Below are 24,801 nucleotides of genomic sequence, written 5' to 3'. Positions count from 1 at the left end.
TTGTATAAATCCAGTCCTTTTATATCCGGTGCAAATGAGCACCTGTTCTTAAGCTTAACGCTTTAAACCTTGGTTATCCGATAACGTTCTTTTTTCTTCTTCCGAAGAACAATCCCGCTATCAAAGCAGCCGCTGCCATCATAATTCCGATGATCATAAACGGAGCTGTTCCCACTCCTCCGGTAGAAGGAAGTGTATTTGAATAAACCTCTTCATTGATAATTGTTACTGTACCGAAGTCCTTACCGTCTGAGCCAAGCTTCATAACATAACCTGTATTCTTGGCCTTGGATCCGTCAACTGTTACTGCCGACTGATCATTTCCCTTTATTGTCTTACCGTTATACTTGTAAGTTACTCTGTATGTTGCCAGGTAATCATCTGACTCCTTAACGGTGTATTCATAACGATTGCCTTTGGCATCATATATAGGAAGATCGGTAATGGTCTGGGTCCACTTATTACTTGCTGAGAGCTCGGTGGATGTGTATTCTGTCCACTCACCTCCGTTAACTCTCTGCCATACATATACAATAAGATATGTACGCTTGCTTGAGATATCGGCGCCTGTACTGCCTTCGAGCCACTTCTTGGTAACTGTGAGCTTACCGGAAAGCACGTTGTTGAATGCTACATCCGTTACATCTCCCGAACCGTAAGTGATAATGAATGCGTTCTTATCAGGGTTAACTGTATCGGGATTGCTTCCAAGTCTAAGCTTGCAGGTGGCAACCACATTCTTGAAGGCTTCATCCGTTGCATAGGTTACATTACCGCCAAGATAATAGAAATCTTCGGCAAGTGTAGTATCCTTGGTATACTTGGCAGGATTAGCCATGTTGTCATAGGTGTATGACTTCTCAAACTTTGTATAGTACTTATCAACTTCAATCTTGACGTAATAGGTTCTGCTGTCGTAGCTTACGCCCGGTATCTGTCCTGAGCTGTCCTCAGTTATCTTGTACAGATAAGTACCTTCAAATCTGAATGGTATAGCTCCGAACTGAACAGTTGCAACATTGTTAACCGCATCTTTACCGGTTACTGTCACACTTGCTACTCCGTTGGAAGCTCCTACAGGCATTGGCTGCTGAGCAAGCTCAGGGTTCACACTGAAGTCGATTGGATTACCGGCTGAATCCTTCATAGAGAATCCGATTCCTTCCATTGTGAAGGTAAATGCCATGTCTTCATTCCAGGTTCCACCGGTGAAGTTCTTGGTGATCTGTATAGGTCCTATAGGAATACTGTAGTAGTTACATACCTGAACCGTCTGTGTATGTGAAGCATTGGGTATATCATCATAACCAACCTTTACATCTGTAGGTGCCTTGTCAAAATGATTCGGAATGTCACAAGAGAATACAGCTCTATAGTTATTTCCTCCGGTACCAAGCCAGTTGCCGCCTTCCTTATCAACTGTTACGTCATACTTGGTAACTCTTGAAAGGTTGGTAGTTGTAAGATATGTGCTCTTATTAGTATAAGGATCATAAGTAAAGGTAAGTCCGTCTGCCACCTCTTCCACTACATAAGTTCCTGCGGGAAGATCGGAGATGGTCCACTGAGCACTTCTGTTGTAGGTTACAACATATTTCTTACCTGTGGGCTTACCTGAGTTGTACTCGATAGCCTCACCCTTGGTATCTGCTTTTCCTGTGAAGCCCTTCATAACTACATAATTCTTGGTCGAATTATTGGTAATTCTAAAGGTTACATTGTCAAGGAGCGCTGTTCCGGTATTGTCTCTTACGAATCCGGAGCCGAAATCGTTAACCACCATCTTGTGAATTCTGAGAGCTGATTTACCCTTGGTCTCATTATAGAAGGCCACATTCCGGAACTGTTCCAGTTCCTTGGATGATGATATTCTGTGGGCATCATTGAAATATCCTGTGCCCGGATTATTCTGTAAATCCGCAGATTCAGTTGCATCGATTCTGTAGTAAAGGGGCTCTACCTCACCGCCCTTGTAATACTTAATCTTTGCAAGTATCGCAGTGTTGTCCTTAGAATAATTACCTGTCGGATCATTCTCAAAGATTACAAAATAGTAGGTGCTTGCATTCTGAGATTCCTTGGTATCACCGCTTCCATAAGTCATTCCAAGAAGCCATGGGTTAATATCAAAGGTAACAGTAGATCCCTCATTTCTGGTATCCCAGGTTACAGGCTTCCAATAATAATTTCCGTTACAATCCTTGGCAAGCATTACCATCATGAAACTGAACTTGCCTGTATCTTCTGCCTTGGCAAGAATGCCATCTACATATTTATCAATCTTAAGCTTAATGTTGTCAGTGTCATCAACCACATTGTTGATCATCATTGAAGCCTGCTGATCGAGGTATCTGCGAACCGTAAGCTTATGGATCTCTCTTCTCTGGATCATGTAGCCTGCGATTACTGATCCCGGTACAGCACCGTTATTGATATCAACAGTAGCTTCAGGAGCTACGAAAGTACCTGATACAGTGTCAAGCACCAATGTTCCTGTGTAAGGAAGAAGGTCATTAGCCGCATTTCTCTGCAAAGGATTGATGATGATCTGGTTGGCAAGTTCAAGCCATCCCTCACCGGTCTTACCGCTTTCCTTTTCTGTATGAACCAGGAACTGCTCCATCTTGTATTCAGGACAATTGGTCAGGTCAAGGTTAATAACACAGAGCTTGTCACCTATTGTAAGTCCTTCACTCGTAAGGTAGTTATTGATATCACCGCTGATACCAAACTTCTGGAAAATTGTCTTTGTCAGATCCTTACGGAAACCATCGCTTGTTCCGATGACATTGAGCACCATAACGTCCTTGGTGTCATCAAGAAGTGCAAACTTGCGGGATGCCTCGGATGCTGTAGACAACAGGTTTGAAACGGATATCGGGAATGCTCCCTGAACCGTTGTTCCCGCACTGTTATTAGGATAAGAGTAAACAGTGTAAGAATTATCCGAGTTCTTGATATATACTGTATTGCCATCAACATGCTTGAGCTTGTTGTAAAGGTTCTCACCGCTTGCATTGTTCTCAACATATGAACTTGAGAAGGAACCAACGATATCATTATCATCTTCAGTTGGAAGATCGTTTACATCATAGGTTACGGTATACTTGGTTCCGTCCGCTGCTACAAAGGTCTCACCGTCAGGAACTACATTGCCCTTTGTATCAACCTCATAAACGTAAAGTCTTGCGTTACTCTGAAGAGTATCCTGATCAAACAGCTGTAAGAGATTGACTGTACCGGTACCATCCTTAACTTCGATATTGAAATTACCGATCTTGCTGGGATTTCTGTTGGTATCGGAATATGGCTGTGAATAAAGTCCAAACTTAAAGGTTCCGTCCTTGGTGGAATTCTTGGTAATAAAGTATCCGTCAAACTGAATGTGTGTAAATACAGTTGATGAGTTACCGAATTCTATTACACTCTTAAGGGTTCCCACTGCGATATTTGACTCAACATCGGTATTATCTGCTGACTCAAAGGTTCCCGCAACGGCACCGAAGGATGTGTTATCGCCGAGTGCATCAGCAATGTCACGGGCTGACATATGCTCAGTTCCTGTCCAGGAAACAATTCCATATTCGCTGTATACAAGAGCGTATGCAGAGAAGGAATCCGTTTCGAAGGAAACCTTATCGGTATCGCCGGAAAGATCTACATCGCTACCCTTGACCACCTCAACATTGATATCGGAAGCCTTGATGTCTGTCGCATCACTGGTAGCATTCACATTGTCCATAATCTCGTCTTTAACCGGAAGATGTACAACGCTTACGCCATCGGCATCAGCTGCTCCAATCTCATCAGACAACTGATTCTGATTAAGGCTAAGTGAGATAGCTACCGTTCCTGCCTTGGGCTGATACTCAACACCATCAAGCTTGAAGGCGATGTCATAAAGAAGAGTGTTCTTCTCATTGTAGGACTGCTTCTCTTCTGCGTCCTTATCGGCGATCTTATCAGCGTTGTCGTTAAGCGCCTCCATGTAAGCAGCGTAGTTATAATCCTCAGACCTGGAACTGATCTCAGCTATCTTAAGCTCAACTCCCTCAGGAAGTGCTGAAGGATCGGAAAGCTCTGCCTTAACCGTAACCATAAGGTCACTGGCTGTGAAGCTGGTCTGTGTATTAGCTTTGTAGTATGTAAGAAGAAGATCTGTATCTTCAAGAATATCTTTTGTCTCACCGGATGCTGTTGTTACCTGGTAATAAGTATAGGTCTGAACTTCATCGTCGCTGGAAGCGGTGGAAGCTGCATCCTGATTTTCTCCCGACTTGGAAGAAGCTGTTTTCTTGGTGATGAGTACTACCTGAGTCTCATCAACTGTTCCTTTATCAAAAACATAACCTTCGAAGTTCTTGACTTCCTTGGTCAAGTCAAATGATTCCGTAATTGAAAGTTCCTTGGAATCAGCAATCTGTTCTCCGTTTGTATCTTTATAAACAACGGTAATCTTGACATCACTCTTGATATCTTTGTCAGAAACCTTGGTCTCTTCAGATGAACTCTCTGATGATGCATCTGCTGAGGTCTCAGCTGATGAAGCACTGGCGGCTGCGGAACTTGTATCAGAACTGCTATCGCCGGTTGATGCACTGCTTGATGCATCGGATGCTGCTGATGATGAGCTGCCGGTTGATGCACCTGAGGAACTACCTGTAGATGCGCCTTCGCTTGATCCTGTAGAAGAAGCATCAGTTGCTGCAGCCTCGGACTTTCCTTCAGAAGCACCTTCAGGCTTGCTCTCTGAACTCTCTAAGCTTGCTGCAACTGCGGAACTTCCTGATGAAGCTGCGGCAGAATTGTCCTCTCCTGAAGCCTGTGCGCCGGCTGACTCTTCGGTCTTCTCACCATCCTCTGACTTCTTGGCCTCTTCGTTCTCCATCTGCTTGATCAGTCCCTGCTCGTAAGCATTGTCTGCTGTTTCAAGTACAAGACCGACCTGCTTGGCTCCTTCCTCAGTCATAGCCGTTGCTGGCTTATTCAACATATAAAATGTTACTGTACCGGACAGAAGAGAAAGACATACAGCGAACGCAATCCACTTTTTGAATCTGCTGTGCTTTCTGATGTAGTTTTCTGCGCGATTTTCATCAGCTTTGCGCATGTTTCGTTACCCCTAATCTATTAATATTACTTCTTACAACGTTTCATCTATCTTGAATAACACCAAAAGCGTCAAAGGGAAATACTCTGAACATTACCCTTCCGATGAGCTGTTCCCTTGTCACACATCCTATTACACTGGATCTGGAATCAATGGAAACGCTTCTGTGATCTCCCAAAACAAACCATCTGTTCTCCGGGACCTGATACGGGAATTCAAGATCCGTGGGTTCCAGACTCTTGTCGGTAATGTATGGTTCATCGATCAGAACTCCGTTGACCATAACGTTTCCGGCGTCATCTATCGTTACCCAGTCGCCCGGGGATCCGATAACTCGCTTAACAAGAACCTTGTTGTTATAGTAAAAAGCAAGAAGATCGCCGGTCTCAAAAACCGTGCTGTTACTTGCTATGACTATCTGTCCCGTCTCAAGAGTCGGGGTCATACTGTCACCCGTAACCTTGAGAGCTGTAACATAAAAACTGGAAACAAGAACCGCCAGCGCTGCCACAACAACAACTACTATAATTGAGTTCCTAAGAACTTTCTTATATTCCTTTTTGTTGTTCTCTCTCTTAAGTTCGCTCTTAAGCTCGTCAAGAGTCGGCCTTCCCTGGGGTTCCTTTTTTTTCTTACTCATCAACTCTTATTTTCCTCGGCCTGCCACGTTTTCTCTTAACAGGCGGCGCATCGGTCTGTGTTACATTATCTGTTTCTGTATTGGATTTTGTAGTCTTTTTTGCCTTAGGGGCTTCCTTAGCTGTCTCTTCTGAAATTGTCTCTGCCTGTGCTGTCTCTTCCTTAGGTGCCTGTCCCTCCGTTGTATCTGTCTTGCTGCTGTCTTTGGCTACTATTTTTGCATTATTTATGCTATCAAGAATGGCTTTGAGCATCTCTTTGCCATCACCGCCGGCTGCTTTTATCATTTCTTCGCAGCGTCTTTTGGCTTCACTCTCCATCAGGTCCATTCTTCTGCGGGATTCCACCATCTGTTTCTTGAAATCCTCGTATTCCCTTTTAGCCTGATCCTGGATTGTCTGAACATAGAGGTCTGCGGCCTTCTGCCCTGCATCGAAGATGCCTCCGAGCTTAAGTGATGCCTCCGCCAAGGTTCCTGACGACTGAATCTTGCTCATTTTGTCATCAACCTGCTGTACAAGATCCTTCTTTTCCTTATCAAGTCTTGACTTAAGTCCCTCTATATCTTTGTCAAATTTGGCCTGCATCTGCGTCTTCTGTTCGTTGAACTTGGTACGCATCTCAGCCTTCTCATCGTCGAAGGATTTGAGCATTGCTGCTCTCTCTTCGGCCATCTCGTGCTGCAACTGCAGCTTTTCTCTCTCGAACTCTTCCTTGAGTTCCTTCTCATGCCTCTTGGCACTCTCAGCTTCTTCGGAAAATTCGATCATCATTTCCAAAAGTTCCGCACGGCTGAGCTTCTTTAAATTCAAATCCGCCATTTTCTCTTTTCCCGTTTTCCCACATGAAAAAAGGCACTTTGCATCGGACTAAACCTTTAGTACTCTGCAAAATACCTTCTAATACGGAGAGGCAAATGCAAAGCTAAAAACCTGTTGTCGAGAAAATTACATATCCCTGTACTACCATGCCATTACCAATGTCATGTGTTCATCCATGAACTGCCTGCGTACTGTAATTTCAATAAAAAAGACCGTCTGTATAATCCTTTAACAGACACGGTCGCTTTTTTTGGTGCTATCCGAAGCACCAGCAACTGGCTATCTGTCACATAAAGTGATTAAGACCCTGTAGCTTTGCGTCACCATCTTTCGACGGTTTTGCCTTTATTTCCTGTTGTTATTAAGTTAAGTAAATGTAAATAATATTATCTTTATTAAGCTAACATTATTCGCAAAATGTTGTAACTAGAATATAAACTATTGCTAATCATATTTCAATCCTTTTTTCACAAAAAAATCACAGTCTCTGAAAAAAAGAGCCGGAATCTCAGTCCGGCTCTGAAAATAAAATTTCATATTTTTTTTATAATTATAAATTGGGTCCCTTAAAGTTTCCTTTTTTTATCTGCTTTTAGCTTATCGTTTAAGTCCCTTAAGTATCTGCAACATCTCGTCAGATGTAGTAATTACGCGGCTGTTGGCTTGGAAACCGCGCTGGGTTGTGATCATATCAGTGAATTCCTTGGCAAGGTCGATATTACTGCCTTCCAGGTATCCCGAGGACATATAACCGCCATCCTGTGTGATGTCCATGTATATAGGTTCTCCTGAATTAAGTGAAGCTTTGTAGAGGTTATCACCTATCTTTTCAAGGCCCATGGCATTACTGAACTGTGCCACGATTATCTGAGAGATCTTGACTGTCTGGCCGTTGGTGTAGCTTCCGTATATTGAACCGTCATTGGTAATTGACAGGCCGCTTAGTTCTCCGTTGGGATATCCTTTATTTTGTCCCTGCAGATCACCCTTATACGCGTATATCGATGAGGTTGTACCTCCCATGGTGTTGGCGTAATTGGTTGTGTTGCTAAAGTCCACATTAAGATTACCGATGGCTGCCGCATCTCCTCCAAACATGAACTGGTAGGAACTTCCGGCGGGATCAGGAACCTTGGTGTTGCCAAGATCAAAGGTGATCGGTCCAAGGTTGTTAAGGATATTGTCAAACCTGAAGGTTGTGGTCTTGGTGTTTTCCTCGCCGATGGCCTCCAACTGTCCGGATTCCTCATTGTATTTAAGCTCCACTGACATATCATCAAAGGTTTTCAATACTCCGTCTTCATCTCTTGCGGAATATAATCTCAAAGTATATCCGTTCTCAGTTTCGGAGCTCGGATGCAATCCATAGGTCAGTGTGTAATGCTTGCCGTCCTTGCCGGTCACCGTTGTATTGTAAGTATAACTTGAAAGGTTGCCTTCAAGAGTTATGTTGGTCTCAGTGACACCTTCCCCGGTGCCGGGAGTCTCTTTGATTGTTGCACTAAGCGGTGAGATCGGTGCTATACCATCAAGTGTTCCGTCATGCTTGTTGTATGTAAGGAGAATATCGTTAGATACACTGTTATCAATTTTCTTACCGTTGTCATCCAGGATCTTGTCTATTGAAACGCGGTATGTGCTGTCATCGCTGTCTCCCGCATTGTCGACTTTAAGCTTGATCGTATAGGTCCTGCCGTCCTTGCCATAAACTTCGAGCTGAAGAACTCTTCCCTCCTCAAGGACTTCATCATCCTTGTTGATGTTTCCTTTAAGGTAAGCTTCGGACGTTGCCTGTCCGGCCATAGTCTTGGTACGCTCAGTCATAACGGCTGGAGTTCCGGATATTCCCTCCCCGGCGATCATATTGCAGATATAGCCGTTATTCTGGGTTACGAAATTACCGGAACCGTCAATGGTAAAAGATCCGTCTCTTGTAAAAGCCTGAGTTCCGTCAGGAAGAGTAACCACGAAGAATGAATCACCTGTGATCATAAGGTCAAAGGCGTTATTTGTTGTAACTGCTGACCCCTGCCTGGTGATGTTGGTATAGATTGATCCGACCTTAGATCCAAGACCAACCTGGGAAGCATTGACCGTGGCGGTATTATCACCCGCTCCTGCTCCCTGGCGAACTGTCTGATACAGGATATCCGTAAATCCTGTTGCCTGTGATTTATAAGAAGTTGTATTTACATTGGCAATGTTATTACCAATTACATCCATTTCCATCTGGTGGGTTTTAAGACCTGAGACACCGGACCAAAGAGATCTCATCATAGGGCACGTACCTCCAAATAACAAGTTCTTTTCCCATGTACGTCCCTGTACTTTTATAGCGGCTATCCCTTTGCCGGAAAAGAATATACTATCTGTCATTTGCTATATCGGCCGAAAGCTTGATTTTATTTAGGTCTTATTGAAAAAATGTTTTAACAAGCAGGATTCATGATGTATACTATAGCTTAGTAAAGCAACATAGTCATAAAGCCCGAAGAACTATATTAAACATTTCGTAACATTGTAAATGCTTACAAATTATTAATATAGAAGATATGGAGTCAAAAAATGGATTTTAAGAAGAGCAATAACAACGAAGAATTAAAGAATGAGATAAAAAGTATAGTAGATCTGATCCTCTCAGACTATGAGAAGGGACGGGATGTGGATCAGATGGATGTCTATAATCAGCCTGACCGTGATGCGGTTAAGGACATCGTCATCAAGCTGATCCGAATCATATATCCCGGCTATTACAGAGACAAGGTCTACAAGAGCTACAACGACAACAACAGAATAGCCGTAGTTATCGAGGACGTTATCTACAATATGCAGAAGCAGATCGCTATCGCATTCCATCACAGCCCCGATTACAAAAATGCCGGCGATGAGACCCTGGACTGCGGTTCACGCTGCATTACACATGAGTTCTTCAAAAAGCTTCCCAAGATAAGGGAGTACATTGACACAGATCTTCAGGCCTGCTATGAAGGAGATCCGGCAGCCTACAGTAAGGGGGAGATAATCCTCTCCTATCCGGGACTTCTGGCCACCACAATCAACAGAATAGCCCATGAGCTGTATCTTCTTAATGTGCCGCTTATTCCCAGAATGATGACGGAATATGCCCACAGCAAGACCGGTATCGACATCCATCCCGGAGCAACCCTTGGCAAATATCTCATGATAGACCACGGAACCGGAATTGTAATCGGCGAAACCTCCATAATCGGAGAACATGTCAAAATATATCAGGGCGTAACAATCGGCGGTCTCTCAACGAGAGGCGGTCAGGCTCTTAAGGGAATCAAACGTCACCCCACCATTGAAGACAATGTTACTATCTATTCAGGAGCTTCAATTCTTGGCGGTGAGACTGTTATCGGTGAAGGATCTGTTATCGGTGCTAACGCATTTATCACTGCTTCTGTTCCGGCAGGGAGCAGGATTAGTATGAAAAATCAGTAACTAATAGGGGACAGTCCTTGTTAATGGGGACTGTCCCCTTTATCGCTTTATTGTTAAATATCTTTTATTGCCTTCTTCGGGCATTTCTCCACGCAGGTACCGCAGTGAGTACACTTGCTCTGGTCGATGGAAGCTACGTTGTTCTCAACGGTAATGGCTCCGGCAGGACAATTCTTTTCGCAGATATGACAGGCGATACATCCCACCTTACAGTAACCGTTAACGGCTTTGCCCATGTCCTTGGACATGCAGGCAACAACCTGTTTTGCGCTGTAAGGAATAAGGTCGATGAGGTGTCTCGGGCAGATGTCGATACACTTGCCGCAGGCCTTACATTCATCCTTATCCACTACTGCCACACCATTTACGATGTGGATGGCATCAAACTGACATACGGATACGCAGGAGCCGCCGCCAAGACAGCCAAAGGAACAAGTCTTGGAACCGCTGCCGGGCGCCTGCATCTGCAGACGGCAGTCGGAAACTCCGTCATATTCATACTGCTGGGTAGCGTTCTCGCAGTTGCCGTTACAGTGAACATAGGCAACCTGTTTTTCCGTCTCAATAGCCTCTACGCCCATAACTGCTGAGATTGCTGCAGCAACAGGTGCGCCGCCTACAGGGCATTGGTTAACTGCCGCTTCGCCCTTAGCTATGGCCGCAGCGCAGCCCGAACATCCGGGATATCCGCAGCCACCGCAGTTATTTCCGGGAAGAGCTTCCAAAATAGCTGCTTCCTTCTCATCTACTTCTACATGCAACTTAAGGTCTGCCACGCCAAGAATAAAACCTATAACTATTCCGACACCGGCCACAACGCAGGTTGCAATGATAATTCCAGTGATCATAGTCTTTTTCTCCTTTATTTCAAAGCGCTGAATCCGGTAAACGCAATAGCCATAAGTCCTGAGGTAAGAAGTACAAGAGGCATTCCCTTGAAAGGTGCCGGAATATCGTTGTATTCCATCTTCTCACGAAGACCGGCCAGGATTACGATAGCGATGGTAAATCCAACAGCTGTTGCAAAACCAACCAGTGTGCTGGTAAGAGGGTTCTCATAATAGCCGTCTGTTACGTTGTTGAGGGCAACACCGAGAACTGCGCAGTTGGTTGTGATAAGGGGAAGATATACACCCAGTGCCTGATAAAGGGATACGATGTATTTCTTCAGGATCATCTCAACGAACTGAACCAGCATGGCGATAACAAGGATAAATACTATGGTCTTAAGATACGAAAGATCCAAGGGATCTAATATAAACTTGTAGATCAGACTACAAACAAGTGAAGCCAGTGTAATAACGAAAATGCAGGCTCCGCCCATTCCAAGCGCCGTATCCGTCTTCTTGGAAACACCCAGGAAAGGACACAGGCCAAGGAACTGGCTAAGTACTACGTTATTTACAAGCGAAGCTGTTATCATAAGGCCCACAAGATTAACAATTGTCTCTCCCATAATCAATCAGCCTCCTTCTCATTCTTTTTATCCGCAAGGATCTTATCTGCTGCGGCCTCCTCAGAGGAACTGCAGCATCCCTGTCCGAACTTGGATGTGTCTTTACCTTTTTTAGCCAGATTCATCTTGATCTTGTTCATAATGGCGATAAGGAAAGCAAGAACGATGAAAGCTCCGGCCTGCTGGATAAAGATGCTGATGGGCTTATAGGTTGAAAGGAAAGCTCCAACCGCACCGGGAACCACTGTGCCTTCACCAAGGATCTGCACATCAAAAGCAGTTCCTGCTCCGATGAACTCACGGATAAGACCGATAACGGTGATGGCGCAGGTAAAGCCTATTCCCATTCCGATTCCGTCGAAGAAGGAAGGAACGATTCCGTGCTTGCTGGCATAGGCCTCCGCTCTACCGAAGATGATACAGTTAACAACGATAAGAGGGATATATACGCCCAGCGCCTTGTTAAGTGCCGGAACATAAGCCTTCATAAGAAGCTCAACCAATGTAACGAAGGAAGCTATAACAACGATGAAGGAAGGGATTCTTACGGTGTTGGGAATCACCTTTCTAAGGGCTGAAATAACTGCGTTACTAAGTGCCAGTACAAATGTAGTTGCCAGTCCCATTCCAAGGCCGTTTATAGCCGATGAAGTAACGGCAAGGGTGGGACACATACCGATCATAAGGACCAGTGTAGGGTTCTCCGCAATGAGACCGTTAAAAAATCTTTCGCCCGGGGTATCTGCTCTGAAGCCCAAAGCGCCTTTTTTAGCTTCTGTGCTCATCAGTTACCTCCTTTCACAAGTGCGGTTTCAAAGTATTCAACGGCGGCGTTAACGCCCTCTGTAACTGCTCTTGAAGTAATGGTTGCACCTGAGATGGCTTCGATCTGGGTGCCGGCATCCGATAACTGTCCGTTCTTGACTACGCTGAACTGAGTAGCCTGCTTGTCCACAAACTGAGGAGCAACTACCTTCTCTGCGTTCATTCCAAGTCCGGGTGTCTCAGCAATACTGATAATGGATATACCGTTGATATTGCCTTCTTTGGTAATGCCCACGGTGTACTGAATGAAGTCGCCGTAGCCCTTGGATTTAACCTGAATAACGTATCCCGCGGAAGCACCTGATGCATCCTTGGCTTCCTTGACGCTCTCGATGGTAACTCCGGAATGAGCTGAGGCAACCTTGTCCGCTGCAGCCTGATCCAGATCAAGATCATCAAAGGTCTGAGCGGATGCAAAAACAGACTGATTAGCCTTGTCCTGCGCAAGCTTGTCCTGATAAGCGATGGGGTCCTTGGTAACCTGATATACGATTCCCAGAAGAACTCCGGCCACAAGTGTTATGGCAAAAAGGATAAAGGCGTTTTTGATCATGCTCTTTGTATCGTTCATGCTTTTTTCGCCTCCTTTTTAGTTTTCTTGATTCCGAAGGCTCTCGGAATTGTGAACTTCTCGATAAGAGGAACCAGAAGGTTACCGATTACAATCGCAAAGGAAACACCCTCAGCGTTGGCACCGAAGATTCTGAAGATTCCTGTGAGAAGTCCCAGTATAAAGGCATATATGTATTTTCCCTTAGTGGTGATGGGACATGTAACATAGTCCGTTGCCATGAAGAAGGCACCAAGCATAAGTCCGCCGCCTGCCACATGTGCGGAGATATAGGACCAGTTAAAGCCGTAGCCGCCAAACAGTCCCACAAAAAGCACGAAGGTGATGATGTAGGTAAAAGGAATAATGTAATCGATGATTCCTACTGCGAACAGTATCATTGCACCTATTGCAATGCAAAGCATTGAGGTCTCACCGATGGTTCCTGCTGTTCTACCGATAAGCATATCCATAACATTGGGCTGAACACCGCTCTTTAGCAGAGCAAGAGGTGTAGCTCCGGTATAGGTATCGGGAACGATGAAATTGGTCATAAGGGCCGGGAAGGAAATTACAAGAAAGCACCTTCCGCCCAGTGCAGGGTTCATGAAGTTCTGTCCAAGACCTCCGAAGATCTGCTTGACCATGATTATTGAGAAAATACCGCCAAGAACAGGGATCCACCACGGCACTGTGGAAGGCAGGTTCATTCCAAGTAAAAGACCTGTTACCACTGCTGACAGATCACCTACGGTTACAGGCTTGTGCAGAGCTTTCTCATAGATAAACTCTGAAAGCACGCAGGAAGCCACAGAAAGCAAAAGTATGATCAGCGCATCCAAACCAAAATTGTAGATACCATAACCGGCTGCAGGAAGCAGGGCAATAACAACCCACATCATGATATTTGAAGTGGTTGTCTTGGATCTAACGTGGGGATTGGATGACACTCTTCTTAAATCACTCATTTATTGATGTCCTCCCTCACTTTTTCCTATTTGCCAGCTGAATCTTTCTCATGCCCTTGATGAGCTGAGTAAGCTGACGTCTTGCAGGGCAGATGTAACTGCAGCATCCGCACTCGCAGCATTCCATTCCGTAGTAGTTAAGGAATGTCTTTTCATCGTTGTGCTCAACGGCATCTGCCAGGTTCTTGGGGATAAGTCTCTCAGGGCATACCTCCACGCAGCGTGCACAGTTAATGCAGGCTGAAGGCTCAAGCTCGGATACCGCATCCTTGGTAAGGCAGGTAAGAGCCGATGCAGTCTTGGTTGTGGGAACATCAAGATCAAAGATGGCGAAGCCCATCATGGGACCACCGGAAATGATCTTGGCAGGCTCGTGAGCAAAACCGCCGGCGTCATCAATGAGCTCGCGGTAGTTGGTGCCGATCCTTACCTTATAGTTCCTTGGCTCTGCAATGGCGTCACCGGTGATGGTAACGATTCTCTCCATAAGAGGTCTGCCCTCTTTTACTGCTCTGCAGACAGCACAAAGAGTATCAACGTTGTCCACAATACAGCCCGCATCCGCAGGGAGCATTGAAGAGTTGATCTCTCTTCCGGTACAAGCATAAATAAGCATACGCTCAGCACCCTCAGGGTACTTGGTCTTTACTTCCTTTACGCTGATCTTTTCTTCATCTTTGGTTAATTCTTTGAATTTGGCGATGGCATCAGGCTTGTTATCCTCAATGGCAAGAATACCTCTTGCGTTGGGGAAAATGCTGACAGCTATCTTAAGACCTTCCAAAAGAAGCTCAGGTTCCTCTATCATACGTCTGTAGTCGGATGTAAGATAAGGCTCACACTCTGAGCAATTGGCGATAACATAATCGATTTTGTCGGGTTCCTTAGGGGCAAACTTAACCGCGGTAGGAAAGCCTGCTCCGCCCATTCCGACAACGCCGGCCTCTCTGACTGCCGCGATCTTGTCCTCTGCGGTCATCTCCTCGTATGGCTTAGCCGGTTTAAACTCAACTTCTTCGTACTTCTCATCGTTCTCCACTATGATGCTGCTGCACATAGCGCCTGTCGCAAGTCTTCTTGGTTCGATAGACTTAACAGTTCCGGAGACCGTTGAAAAAATGTTTGCAGAAACGAATCCGCCTGCTTCCGCAATCTTTTGACCTGTAAGGACATGATCGCCTACAGCCACGATGGGCTTGGCCGGTGCACCGATGTGCTGGGATAACGGATATACCAGCTCACCCTTTGGCAGCACAGACTTAATGGGTTTGTCCTTAGACAGTTCTTTCCCCTCGTACGGATGGATTCCACCCTCAAACGTACCTCTTGCCATTTCCTACCCTTCTTTCGAATTTTTTTAGAATTACTTGCTCCGGAAGAACCTCGGAGCGAACAATAACCTATATTCTAGTATACTAATATTCGTGCAATAATTCCACATTTATGAGAATTTTTCTGACAATTTCACTAGATGTAAGTCAACGGGCGGTTGTGAGTCAATGGGGACGGTTCTTTGTGACTCGCTTCGTGAGTCACAAAGAACCGTCCCCATTGACTCATCAAATATGATAGAATAATGAAGGTAGGGGACTTTCGGAAAGGTTGGAGCAGGTATGATAAAGACTAGCGAGGAACTGATATTTAACGGCAACGAGATCATTACAAAAATTCCGGAATTAATAGGTTATCCTTCAGAAGAGATATTGTTCATTGACATAGAGACCACCGGTCTGTCAGCCAAGACTGCGGATCTGTACTGCATAGGCCTCGCCTATTATGAGAAGAACCATTGGCGAAGCTGCCAGCTCTTTGCAGAGAACGTATCGCAGGAAGCTGAAGTATTGTCATCCTTTATCGCCTTTGCCAAGGATTTCAAAGTGTTGGTGCACTTTAACGGCAACAGATTTGATATTCCTTTTTTGGAAAATAAATACGAGAAGTATTTGTTCAAGAGCCCTATGGACCAGATGGAATCTTTTGACATCTACAGAAAGATCGCGCCATACAAGAATCTGTTGGGGCTCCCGGACTGCAAGCAAAAGACCATAGAGCTGTACCTTGGAATCAACAGGGAGGATCAGTACGACGGCGGCAAGCTGATTCCGGTGTATCAAAGATATGCAGAATCCAAAGATGCTGAGGACTTAAGGCTCCTCCTTCTTCACAATGAGGAGGATATCAAGGGCATGTTCCAGCTTCTTCCGATGCTGTTGTACGAGAGATTTTTTAAACTGTTCGAAAATCTCCCTAAACTGTCTGTAAAAACCGATGAAGAGATCGACCCTTCTAAGTATTACGAGGATGATTTTGCCCTGCATCTGCCCCTTAAGGCTCGGAAGGTTCAGGCCAATTATTACAAGGATTATGAAGGCAGCCAGAAGAAGGAAGTTTACATGAAGCTGTCCCTTCCAATCGCACTGCCCGCTTCTTTGTCCGGCAACTACGACGGCTGCTATTTCAAGGCAGAAGGCGATGAAGCTACGCTCAGGGTTCCACTGTATGAAGCTGAGCTTAAGTACTACTACGCCAACTACAAGGATTATTACTATCTTCCCAGGGAAGATACCGCTATACATAAGTCCATCGCAGGCTTCGTTGACAAGGCCTACAGGGAAAAAGCCACTCCATCCAACTGCTATACCCGCAAGGCCGGTCAATATCTGAAGGAATGGGATCTTGTTTTTTCTCCCTTCTTCAAAACCGACTACGAAGATAAGGACTACTATTTTGATCTTAATGAGAACATGAAAAAAAGCAGGTTTGCCATGAGTCTCTACGCCTGCCATGTGATAGCACATATTCTTAATGCATGATCAGAATAAGTATCTGATTTATTCAAAAGGAAGTATTTATGAACGTTTTTGACATTATCGGGCCTGTAATGATAGGTCCATCCAGTTCTCACACCGCAGGAGCCGTAAGGCTTGGCCGTGTAGTAAACAAAATAATGAACGAACAGAAGCCGGAAAGCGTTGAAGTTACGCTATCCGGTTCTTTTGCCCAGACCTATAAGGGCCACGGCACAGACAGAGCGCTGATGGCAGGCATCATGGGCTTTGACTCTGATTCCGAGGAGATCAGGGATGCCCTGGAGATCGCCAGGGACAGGGGTATCAAATACTCTTTTATCAAAAAAAATATCCCCGGCGCCCATCCCAACACTGCCCTTATCAACTACACTCTCCCCGGGGGAGAGACGGGAACCGTGCTAGGCTGCAGTATCGGCGGCGGAAACATCCGCGTTGACAGCATCAACGGAATGAAGGTTGAGTTCAGCGGGGAAAAGAATACGCTTCTTATCATGCACAAGGATAAACCCGGTGTAATCGCCAAGGTTACCAATTTCATGCATTTCTTTTATTCCAGCCTTAATATCTGTAACTTCAGGCTCTCCCGCGAGGAAAAGGGAGGAAATGCCATTATGACAATTGAGATTGACGGGGTTCCTCCGGAGCATCTTATAGAAGATATCAAGCTCCTTAGGAGCGTGGACAATGCAATCCTGATAAGAAGAATATGATGGGAGTTATGTACCTGTATGCTTAAATATGAATCAATAAAAGAGCTGACCGATGCTGCGGATAACGCCAGGGTCAAGATAAGCAGCCTTGTCCTGGAGGATCAGGCCCGCAGCATGGAAATATCCGAAGAAGAGCTGTATGCCCGGATGACCGACAGTTTCAGGGTAATGAAAGAAGCCGTTGTCTTTGGCATGAAAAAGGATCAGAAATCAATGTCTGGCCTGACCGGCGGCGAAGCTTATCTTGTAAACGAGTACAGCAAAAAGAATAACGGCGGTATCTGCGGAAGTTTCATGTCCGGAGCCATTGCCCGCTCCCTGGCCGTTGCGGGATGCAACGCATCCATGGGAAGGATCGTGGCCGCCCCCACTGCGGGAAGCTGCGGAATCCTGCCGGGGTGCCTTATCTCCCTGATGGAGGAAAAAGGCCTTGATGAGAAAGATGTGATCATGTCCATGTTTACCGCCGGAGCCTTCGGCATGGTAATAGCAAACAAGGCCAGCATAGCCGGAGCAGAAGGCGGATGCCAGGCCGAGTGCGGCAGCGCTTCAGCCATGGCCGCAGCTGCCATGACAGAGCTCATGGGCGGAGCACCGGACCAGGCTGCAGATGCCTGCGCTATTGCCCTCTCCAGTCAGATGGGACTTGTCTGTGACCCGGTGGCAGGACTTGTGGAGATTCCTTGTATCAAGAGAAATGCTTCGGGAGTTATGATTGCTTTTTCCAGCGCTGAGATAGCGCTGGCGGGTGTCGGATCCAAGATTCCCTGTGATGAATGTATAGATGCCATGAGGGAGGTTGGAAATGCACTCCCGGGTTCCCTGAAAGAGACAGCAGGCGGCGGACTTGCGACGACGCCGACAGGTCAGATGCTTAAGAAAAAGTGTTCGGCGAGAAGTAAAAAGCATAAAATAAGGCAATAAAACAGGGCCGGTTCTGATTCAGAATCGGCCCCTTGTATTGCTATATTCTTAGCTCATAGGTTTCTCATAATAGAATGAATTCTTACGAACGAATCCGATATCCTTGTAGTTAACAATCTGCTCTGTACTTCCGATAAAGAGGATTCCGCCGGGCTTAAGATTAGCATAATACTTTCTGAAAATATCGTCCTTAGCTTCCTCAGTGAAGTAGATAAGTACGTTACGGCAAACGATAAGGTGACAATCCTTCGGATAAGGATCCCTTAAAAGGTCTGCCTGCTTGAAGGTTACGCGGGATGTGATCTCGCTGGATACCTTCATTTTGCCGTCGGGAGTTTCTGTGAAGTATTTCTTCTTGAACTCCTCGGGAACACCTGCAACTTCCTTCTTGTCGTAGATGGCTGCCTTGGCTTTGGCAAGTACAACTGCGTCAAGGTCCGTTGCATAAACATTTATCTGATTTAGCGGAATATGCTTGGACAGCATCATAACGATGGTATAAGGCTCATCGCCTGTGGAACAGGCGGCGCTCCAGATCTTGAGATTCTTGCCGAACTTATTCATAAGCTCGGGAACCATCTCCTTGTCCATAAGATTCCACTGATCCTGGTTTCTGAAGAACTCAGATACGTTGATAGTGAGGTAAGTAACGAATGAATCAAGCGCCTCTCGGTCTTTTTTAATCAGCGCAAGGAATCCGTCATAACCTTTAACCTCATACTTTCCGATAAGTGTATCGATTCTTCTCTTCATCTGCTTTTCTTTGTAAGCGTTAAGGTCAATTTTGGTGAGGTCATAGACACCCTTTTTAAACCACTCGTAATCGTATTCCATGAATGTACTTCCCTCCTACACACAATAATAATTACAGCTACTTTAATTATATTTAAGTTCTAATTGTATGTAAAATTAAATATATATAAATAGTTTATCGATAATTTATATTGCCAATTATGTCTTAGGCAGCGCAAAATTAGTGACGTAGAAGGCTCTTCCAATGTGAGGCTATTGACCGAAAGTCTAATGAGGACAGGGAAGGGCTTGCAGCAATAAAAAGTTTGTCATAACCCATCCGGGATTTATGGCTTTCCATCCAGCCGGACAGTCTCCTTTCAGCTTCGTTCAGAACAGTCGCCTGCGGCGTCGCAGGGCAGCTGTGCTGCCCTGAAGGAGATTGTGGGGTGGCTCGGGTGTGGCGGCTTATGTGGATATTAACTGCAGGAAGCGTGAAACTGACAGCCTTCTTTTGTTGTTGTAGTGGTGGGAGCGACGAGCAGAGCAAAGCGGCGGTGGCCGGGGGATGGGCTGATGCAATAAAATTTTTGTCATTAGCTCCGCGATGATGATTTATGAGCGTTTCAGATAGGTGACCGGGCGAGTGTTCTGAACAGGGTGAAATGAGACCGGTCGCCTAGATGAAATGCCATAAATCACTGAGCGAAGGTAGCAAAAATTTTATTGTATCAGCCCATCCCCCGGCCACTGCCGCTTTGCTCGTCCTCTCGTCCTCTTCCCCCCTCACCCCACACAATACAAAAAGGCCGGCAGCTTACGCTACCGGCCAATAATATTCACATAAGTGGGAATTAATCTTCCTGCTCGGCGATTACCTTGTCGATATCAACAGAAACTACATCGCCCTCATCCTCTGCAGGAGCTGCTTCCTCAGCAGGCTCAGGTGCAAAGAGTGCCTTGATTGAAAGGCTGATCTTCTTGTCATCCTCGTTGAAGTCAACGATCTTAGCTTCAACTTCCTGGCCAACCTTAAGTACATCTGAAGGCTTCTCAACATGTTCCTTAGCGATCTGTGAAACATGAAGGAGTGCGTCGATACCGGGCTCAAGCTCGATGAATGCACCGAAGTCAGTCATTCTGGCTACCTTACCCTTAACAACGTTGCCAACCGCATACTTGGTTGTTGCATCCTTCCAAGGATTCTCGTCGTCGAACTTTCTTGAAAGAGCGATTTTGCTTCCGTCGATGCTCTTAACAAGAACCTTAACTGTATCGCCAACCTTGAATACCTTCTTAGGGCTCTCAACACGGCCCCAGCTCATCTCTGAGATATGAAGGAGTCCGTCTGCGCCGCCAAGATCGATGAAAGCACCGAAGTCTGTAACGTTCTTAACTACACCGTCAACTACGTCGCCGGCCTTGATGGTATCGAAGAGCTTCTTAGCCTGCTCAGCCTTCTCAGCTGTTACAAGCATTCTTCTGTTACCGATATATCTGCGTCTCTTAGGATTGTACTCAGTTACAACGAACTGGATCTCCTGATCCTGATACTTGGAAAGATCCTTCTCATAGCTGTCTGATACAAGTGAAGCAGGGATGAAGATTCTAACTTCATCAACTACTACTGTAAGACCACCCTCAAGTACCTGAACAACCTTAGCTGTAAGTACTTCCTTGTTGTTGAAGGCTTCCTCAATTCTCTTGTTGCCTCTGTCGATGGCAAGTCTCTTGTATGAAAGAATGACCTGTCCGTCTGCATCGTTGGTCTTAAGGACCTTAACGTCCATTGTATCGCCAACCTTAACGGCGGTTGTAAGGTCAATGCTGTTGTCATTGCTGTATTCGCTCTTAGTCAAGATTCCGTCGGACTTATAGCCAATGTTAAGGATTATCTCGTCAGGCTTAACGTCAATAACAGTTCCCTCAACAACCTCCCCTGTGTGAATTGTTTTGAACGATTCGTTAAGCATCTGTTCAAAAGTTTGTTCTGACATAATTCTGAACCTCCTCAATAATGTTCTTTGGGGTTGAAGCCCCGGCGGTAATCCCAACAATTCTGGTAGTGTCAGGTAATTCCAGATGTAGGTCATCCGTTGTGTGAATAAAATATGTATATTTGCATCGCTGCTGACATATCTCATAGAGTTTCCTAGAATTGGAGCTGTGTGCTCCGCCAATAACAATCATGGCATCAGCTCCCTGGGCGATCCTCTCCGCCTCAGACTGTCTTTCGTCAGTAGCATTGCATATTGTATTCACAACATTAATATTGTAACCATTATTTTTAAAGATTTCAACGTTTTCTTTAAATTTATTTCTGTTAAATGTAGTCTGCGCAACAACTGTATATTGCTTATCCTTATTTTTGTCGAAGTTTTCGGCACTTTCGCGGCTGTCGCATACCCAAACATCGTCCCCCGCATAGCTTACAATTCCTTCCACTTCCGGGTGATCCGCGCTGCCTATAACAATAATTCCTTGACCTTTTTCGCTCTCTTCTGCCACGATCTTATGTATTCTTTTAACAAAAGGGCAGGTGGCATCAATGATCGTCAGACCGCTTTCCTCGATTTTCCTGTGAACTTCCTTAGTAACTCCGTGGGATCTGATAATAATTATCCCTTCATGAAGATTTTCAAGTTCTTCCTGGCTGTTAATAACCTTAACGCCCTTTTTCTCAAGGTCTGCAACCACAGTCTCGTTATGGATTATGGGGCCGTATGTATAAATATTCGCGCCACTGTTTTTTTCTATCTGCTCATAGACGGTTTCCACTGCCTTGGTTACGCCAAAGCAAAAGCCCGCATGTTCGGCAAGTACTACTTCCATATAGCCTCTCTTTCCTCATTTAGCTCTATAGAGCTCTATGATCTTACCGGCAACTTCCTCTATGGTCATATATGAAGAGTCCACAAGGATCGCATCCTCAGCCTGCTTGAGAGGAGAATTCTCTCTGTGGCTGTCTCTGTAGTCTCTGTCGATGATGTCCTTCTCGATGGTCTCGATATCGCAGGCAACGCCCTTCTCTGTAAGCTCCTTGTAACGTCTCTTTGCTCTTACTCTTGAGCTTGCTGTAAGAAACACCTTAAGATTCGCACCGGGAAGAACCACGGTTCCGATATCCCTGCCGTCCATAACAACATCCGTGGTCTCTGCAAGTTTCTGCTGAAGCTCCACCAGCTTTTTTCTCACATCACCGTTAACACTGCTGGCAGATGCCATATTTCCCACAGCTTCGGTTCTGATAAGTCCGTTGACATTCTCTCCGTTAAGATAAACTACCTGAACGCCATCCTCATATTTGATGGTGATGTCCGCAGTTTGGCAGGTTGCGCTGATCTTGTCGCTCTCCTCTGCCTTGATACCGTTATTTATCATATAAAGGGCCATGGCTCTGTACATGGCTCCCGTATCAACATAAATAAATCCAAGTTCCTTAGCAACCATCTTGGCGATAGTGCTCTTGCCTGCTCCTGCAGGTCCGTCAATTGCAATGCTCTTTGCCATAATATATAACTCCTCGTAAAAAATTTTTATTCTTCCGCTGCGGAAACACCGCTAAGATGCCCTGTTGACCAGGCAACCTGAAGATTAAAGCCGCCGGTCTCGGTATCCACATCAAGAACCTCTCCCGCAAAATACAGTCCCTTAACAAGCTTGGACTCCATGGTGGAAGGGTTGATCTCCTTGACGTTGACGCCGCCTCTTGTGATAATTGCTTCGTTAAAGCCTCTCGTTCCTGTGATCTCCATTGGCAGGTTCTTGATCAGCTTAACAAATGCCTGTCTCTCCTCCTTGGTGATCTCGTGAACGGGCTTCTCGGGATCTATGCCCGACAGCTCTATCATAACCGGGATAAGCTTCGATGGGAAAAGACCTCCCAGCACATTTTTAAAATGCTTGTTAAGTCCCTCTTCGAAGTCCCTGAGAACCCTCTTATCAAGCTGTTCCTCATTAAGCGCAGGCTTAAGATCAATGAACACCTTGCCAAGCTTGTCCTTCTCATAATGGCAGCTGGCAGTAAGAATGAGAGGACCGCTGATACCGAAGTGGGTAAAAAGCATCTCTCCAAAGCCGTCATACACAGCTTTGGGTTTCTTGGCCTTCTTGGATCCGCCGTTCTCACCGGTCCCGTTACCGGCCTTAGTGTCGCCCTTATCAGATAAAAAGAGCTTGAGACCCACATTTTTAAGAGACAAGCCCTGCAGATCCTTGCACCAGCTCTCTTTTACCTCGAAGGGAACCAGTGAGGGAAGAGGCTCCTTGATGCTGTGTCCCGCATCCTTGGCAAACCTGTAGCCGTCTCCTGTGGAACCTGTGGAAGGATAGCTCATTCCGCCGGTACATACAATGATGCTGTCGAACTCCTCGCGGGTTATGGGATCGTCATCCACTGAATAAGTCAGGGCTGAAATCACGCCGCCGCTACTTTCCACCGACAGGACATTGGCATTAAACACCACAGTGACGCCTGCCTTAACCACAGCATTGTACAGTGTCTTGATTATATCCGAAGAATGGTCGGATACGGGAAAAACCCTGTCTCCGCGCTCAACCTTCAGCTTACAGCCGTTACTTTCAAAAAAGTCCATAACGGCCCTGTTGTCAAAATCATAAACAGCGCTGTAGAGGAACCTGGGATTTCTTTTAACATAGTTAAAATAGTCCTCCACCTCGCAGGCGTTGGTGACATTGCACCTGCCCTTGCCGGTGATGTAGATCTTTTTACCGGGCTTTTCGTTTTTTTCAAAAATAGTGACGCTACCACCGCTATTCGCGGCAGCCAGCGCCGCCATCATGCCGGCCGCACCGCAGCCGATAACTGCAATTTTCTTCACTAAACTCTCCTACTTGTTGACGTCCCCTGATCTGTAAGGATAACCGATCATCGGATCGTCGGAAGCAAAATCAATCTCATCATTTAAATAAACCTGATAATTATTCCAGGTCTCTTCCAGCATCTTAAGGTCTGCCTGAACCTCGTTAGGCTTTTTCATACACAGAGCCACCACCAGCGCATTGATAACGCTAAGGGGCGCCACCAGTGAATCAACGATGGAAGCCATCTCGCTCTTGGCAAGAAGGTTACAGGAGGAATACAGGTTCATGGGCGAATGAACAGAATCTGTAATGGTGATGACCTTGGCATTCCTGTCATTGGCAAACTCCATGCACTTCAAGGTTCTCATGGAATATCTGGGGAAGCTGATTCCTATGATTGCGTCCCTGTCGTTGATCCTTATCATCTGCTCAAACATCTCGCTGACATTGGTGGTTTTGATAAGGAAGTTGTTGCCTCTTATCATATTCATGTAAAAGTGCAGGAAATCCGCCAGGGGCTCGCAGCTTCTGATGCCCACGATATAAAGGTTCCTGGCCTTAAGTATAATGTCAACGGCAGTCTTGAAGGCTGCCACGTCGATGTTGTTGATCGTGTGCTCTATATTCGAAATATCCGACTGAAGGATGGTGGACAATATCTCGCCTTCATTGCTCTTGCCAAACTTCCTTCCCACCTTCTGAACTGAGCCAAATTTGTCGCTGACCCAAACAGAAAGCGCCTTCTGAAACTCGGGATAACCATCGTAGCCAAGGCTCATGGCAAAACGGACAACGGTGGATTCACTCATTCCCACGATCCTGCCAAGCTCTGCCGCAGTCATGAAAACAGCCTGCTCATAGTGGTCACAGATATAGGTGGCAATTGACTTCTTGCCCTTACTCATCCTGGGATAACATTCATTTATTCTGGTAATAACATCAACATCCGCTTCGAAGCGCATTACAT

20 protein-coding genes and 1 riboswitch are annotated in these 24,801 nt (G+C 45.7%); of the genes, 4 read left to right on the top strand and 16 right to left on the bottom strand.

Annotation, left to right across the window (positions count from 1 at the left end):
• Positions 1–73: 73 nt before the first annotated feature.
• The 4 genes from NXH67_RS13190 to NXH67_RS13175 all read right to left on the bottom strand — a co-directional run bounded on the left by NXH67_RS13190 (position 74) and on the right by NXH67_RS13175 (position 8,847).
• Positions 74–5,110: a Spy0128 family protein gene (locus tag NXH67_RS13190; protein WP_272797660.1), complete on the bottom strand. Its 5,037-nt coding sequence runs from the start codon at positions 5,108–5,110 to the stop codon at positions 74–76.
• A gap of 43 nt (positions 5,111–5,153) precedes the next feature.
• On the bottom strand, positions 5,154–5,750 hold the full coding sequence (gene lepB / locus NXH67_RS13185) for a signal peptidase I (RefSeq protein WP_272797659.1): 597 nt from the start codon (positions 5,748–5,750) through the stop codon (positions 5,154–5,156).
• Positions 5,743–6,570: a hypothetical protein gene (locus NXH67_RS13180; RefSeq protein ID WP_272797658.1), complete on the bottom strand. Its 828-nt coding sequence runs from the start codon at positions 6,568–6,570 to the stop codon at positions 5,743–5,745. Before NXH67_RS13180 ends, lepB begins: the two co-directional genes overlap by 8 nt.
• Before the next feature lie 267 nt (positions 6,571–6,837).
• Positions 6,838–6,924, bottom strand: a riboswitch (cyclic di-GMP riboswitch).
• Between the two features lie 243 nt (positions 6,925–7,167).
• On the bottom strand, positions 7,168–8,847 hold the full coding sequence (locus tag NXH67_RS13175) for a flagellar hook protein FlgE (protein ID WP_272797657.1): 1,680 nt from the start codon (positions 8,845–8,847) through the stop codon (positions 7,168–7,170).
• A 288-nt stretch (positions 8,848–9,135) separates the two neighbouring features.
• Between NXH67_RS13175 and epsC the strand changes: the two genes are divergently transcribed.
• Positions 9,136–10,035: a serine O-acetyltransferase EpsC gene (gene epsC, locus NXH67_RS13170; RefSeq protein WP_022778195.1), complete on the top strand. Its 900-nt coding sequence runs from the start codon at positions 9,136–9,138 to the stop codon at positions 10,033–10,035.
• Positions 10,036–10,088: 53 nt separating this feature from the next.
• Here epsC and NXH67_RS13165 read toward each other — a convergent pair whose 3' ends face one another.
• The 6 genes from NXH67_RS13165 to rsxC are packed head-to-tail and all read right to left on the bottom strand — an operon-like array spanning position 10,089 to position 15,167.
• Positions 10,089–10,883 (bottom strand): RnfABCDGE type electron transport complex subunit B, encoded by a 795-nt coding sequence (locus NXH67_RS13165; protein ID WP_022778196.1) that lies wholly within the window; start codon positions 10,881–10,883, stop codon positions 10,089–10,091.
• Positions 10,884–10,897: 14 nt separating this feature from the next.
• A complete protein-coding gene (locus NXH67_RS13160; protein WP_022778197.1) occupies positions 10,898–11,491 on the bottom strand; it encodes an electron transport complex protein RnfA in 594 nt (197 codons plus the stop codon).
• A 2-nt stretch (positions 11,492–11,493) separates the two neighbouring features.
• Positions 11,494–12,276 (bottom strand): electron transport complex subunit RsxE, encoded by a 783-nt coding sequence (gene rsxE / locus NXH67_RS13155; protein ID WP_022778198.1) that lies wholly within the window; start codon positions 12,274–12,276, stop codon positions 11,494–11,496.
• A complete protein-coding gene (locus NXH67_RS13150) occupies positions 12,276–12,887 on the bottom strand; it encodes an RnfABCDGE type electron transport complex subunit G (RefSeq protein WP_022778199.1) in 612 nt (203 codons plus the stop codon). Before NXH67_RS13150 ends, rsxE begins: the two co-directional genes overlap by 1 nt.
• Positions 12,884–13,834: an RnfABCDGE type electron transport complex subunit D gene (locus tag NXH67_RS13145; protein WP_272797656.1), complete on the bottom strand. Its 951-nt coding sequence runs from the start codon at positions 13,832–13,834 to the stop codon at positions 12,884–12,886. The genes NXH67_RS13150 and NXH67_RS13145 overlap by 4 nt, the downstream gene beginning before the upstream one ends.
• A gap of 16 nt (positions 13,835–13,850) precedes the next feature.
• Positions 13,851–15,167 carry an electron transport complex subunit RsxC gene (rsxC, locus tag NXH67_RS13140; protein ID WP_272797655.1) on the bottom strand — a complete coding sequence of 439 codons (1,317 nt, stop codon included), beginning with the start codon at positions 15,165–15,167 and terminating at the stop codon, positions 13,851–13,853.
• Positions 15,168–15,447: 280 nt separating this feature from the next.
• On the opposite strand from rsxC, the gene NXH67_RS13135 reads away from it, so the two are divergent.
• From NXH67_RS13135 to sdaAA, 3 genes are read left to right on the top strand one after another with little or no spacing between them, the layout of a single operon-like run.
• On the top strand, positions 15,448–16,647 hold the full coding sequence (locus NXH67_RS13135) for a ribonuclease H-like domain-containing protein (RefSeq protein WP_272797654.1): 1,200 nt from the start codon (positions 15,448–15,450) through the stop codon (positions 16,645–16,647).
• A 38-nt stretch (positions 16,648–16,685) separates the two neighbouring features.
• Positions 16,686–17,354, top strand: coding sequence for an L-serine ammonia-lyase, iron-sulfur-dependent subunit beta (sdaAB, locus tag NXH67_RS13130; protein ID WP_022778203.1), 669 nt, complete (start codon positions 16,686–16,688; stop codon positions 17,352–17,354).
• 18 nt (positions 17,355–17,372) lie between these two features.
• Complete coding sequence (sdaAA, locus tag NXH67_RS13125) at positions 17,373–18,278, top strand: L-serine ammonia-lyase, iron-sulfur-dependent, subunit alpha (RefSeq protein WP_272797653.1); 906 nt, start codon at positions 17,373–17,375, stop codon at positions 18,276–18,278.
• Positions 18,279–18,326: 48 nt separating this feature from the next.
• On the opposite strand, the gene NXH67_RS13120 is transcribed toward sdaAA, so the two are convergent.
• The 6 genes from NXH67_RS13120 to NXH67_RS13095 all read right to left on the bottom strand — a co-directional run bounded on the left by NXH67_RS13120 (position 18,327) and on the right by NXH67_RS13095 (position 24,796).
• Positions 18,327–19,112 carry a CheR family methyltransferase gene (locus tag NXH67_RS13120; protein ID WP_022778205.1) on the bottom strand — a complete coding sequence of 262 codons (786 nt, stop codon included), beginning with the start codon at positions 19,110–19,112 and terminating at the stop codon, positions 18,327–18,329.
• A 752-nt stretch (positions 19,113–19,864) separates the two neighbouring features.
• Complete coding sequence (rpsA, locus tag NXH67_RS13115; protein WP_022778206.1) at positions 19,865–21,007, bottom strand: 30S ribosomal protein S1; 1,143 nt, start codon at positions 21,005–21,007, stop codon at positions 19,865–19,867.
• Entirely contained in the window at positions 20,988–21,842 is an 855-nt protein-coding gene (gene ispH, locus NXH67_RS13110) for a 4-hydroxy-3-methylbut-2-enyl diphosphate reductase (RefSeq protein WP_022778207.1), read from the bottom strand. The genes rpsA and ispH overlap by 20 nt, the downstream gene beginning before the upstream one ends.
• Positions 21,843–21,857: 15 nt before the next feature.
• The gene (gene cmk / locus NXH67_RS13105; RefSeq protein ID WP_272797652.1) at positions 21,858–22,520 is read right to left on the bottom strand and encodes a (d)CMP kinase; all 663 of its coding nucleotides are present in this window, start codon (positions 22,518–22,520) and stop codon (positions 21,858–21,860) included.
• A 26-nt stretch (positions 22,521–22,546) separates the two neighbouring features.
• Positions 22,547–23,851, bottom strand: a complete 1,305-nt coding sequence (locus tag NXH67_RS13100) for an NAD(P)/FAD-dependent oxidoreductase (protein ID WP_272797651.1) — start codon at positions 23,849–23,851, stop codon at positions 22,547–22,549.
• 9 nt (positions 23,852–23,860) lie between these two features.
• Positions 23,861–24,796: a MurR/RpiR family transcriptional regulator gene (locus tag NXH67_RS13095; protein ID WP_272797650.1), complete on the bottom strand. Its 936-nt coding sequence runs from the start codon at positions 24,794–24,796 to the stop codon at positions 23,861–23,863.
• Positions 24,797–24,801: the final 5 nt, after the last annotated feature.

It is taken from the genome of Butyrivibrio sp. DSM 10294, assembly GCF_028539135.1.
GTDB lineage: Bacteria > Bacillota > Clostridia > Lachnospirales > Lachnospiraceae > Butyrivibrio.
Note: the sequence above shows the minus strand (reverse complement) of the source record. Positions and strands in the feature narration are given on the sequence as shown.

Excerpts from the sequence above, each read along its gene's own strand:
- NXH67_RS13190 (WP_272797660.1), bottom strand. The coding sequence starts at position 5,110 with ATGCGCAAAGCTGATGAAAATCGCGCAGAAAACTACATCAGAAAGCAC.
- lepB (WP_272797659.1), bottom strand. The coding sequence starts at position 5,750 with ATGAGTAAGAAAAAAAAGGAACCCCAGGGAAGGCCGACTCTTGACGAG.
- NXH67_RS13180 (WP_272797658.1), bottom strand. The coding sequence starts at position 6,570 with ATGGCGGATTTGAATTTAAAGAAGCTCAGCCGTGCGGAACTTTTGGAA.
- NXH67_RS13175 (WP_272797657.1), bottom strand. The coding sequence starts at position 8,847 with ATGATGAGATCTCTTTGGTCCGGTGTCTCAGGTCTTAAAACCCACCAG.
- epsC (WP_022778195.1), top strand. The coding sequence starts at position 9,136 with ATGGATTTTAAGAAGAGCAATAACAACGAAGAATTAAAGAATGAGATA.
- NXH67_RS13165 (WP_022778196.1), bottom strand. The coding sequence starts at position 10,883 with ATGATCACTGGAATTATCATTGCAACCTGCGTTGTGGCCGGTGTCGGA.
- NXH67_RS13160 (WP_022778197.1), bottom strand. The coding sequence starts at position 11,491 with ATGGGAGAGACAATTGTTAATCTTGTGGGCCTTATGATAACAGCTTCG.
- rsxE (WP_022778198.1), bottom strand. The coding sequence starts at position 12,276 with ATGAGCACAGAAGCTAAAAAAGGCGCTTTGGGCTTCAGAGCAGATACC.
- NXH67_RS13150 (WP_022778199.1), bottom strand. The coding sequence starts at position 12,887 with ATGAACGATACAAAGAGCATGATCAAAAACGCCTTTATCCTTTTTGCC.
- NXH67_RS13145 (WP_272797656.1), bottom strand. The coding sequence starts at position 13,834 with ATGAGTGATTTAAGAAGAGTGTCATCCAATCCCCACGTTAGATCCAAG.
- rsxC (WP_272797655.1), bottom strand. The coding sequence starts at position 15,167 with ATGGCAAGAGGTACGTTTGAGGGTGGAATCCATCCGTACGAGGGGAAA.
- NXH67_RS13135 (WP_272797654.1), top strand. The coding sequence starts at position 15,448 with ATGATAAAGACTAGCGAGGAACTGATATTTAACGGCAACGAGATCATT.
- sdaAB (WP_022778203.1), top strand. The coding sequence starts at position 16,686 with ATGAACGTTTTTGACATTATCGGGCCTGTAATGATAGGTCCATCCAGT.
- sdaAA (WP_272797653.1), top strand. The coding sequence starts at position 17,373 with ATGCTTAAATATGAATCAATAAAAGAGCTGACCGATGCTGCGGATAAC.
- NXH67_RS13120 (WP_022778205.1), bottom strand. The coding sequence starts at position 19,112 with ATGGAATACGATTACGAGTGGTTTAAAAAGGGTGTCTATGACCTCACC.
- rpsA (WP_022778206.1), bottom strand. The coding sequence starts at position 21,007 with ATGTCAGAACAAACTTTTGAACAGATGCTTAACGAATCGTTCAAAACA.
- ispH (WP_022778207.1), bottom strand. The coding sequence starts at position 21,842 with ATGGAAGTAGTACTTGCCGAACATGCGGGCTTTTGCTTTGGCGTAACC.
- cmk (WP_272797652.1), bottom strand. The coding sequence starts at position 22,520 with ATGGCAAAGAGCATTGCAATTGACGGACCTGCAGGAGCAGGCAAGAGC.
- NXH67_RS13095 (WP_272797650.1), bottom strand. The coding sequence starts at position 24,796 with ATGCGCTTCGAAGCGGATGTTGATGTTATTACCAGAATAAATGAATGT.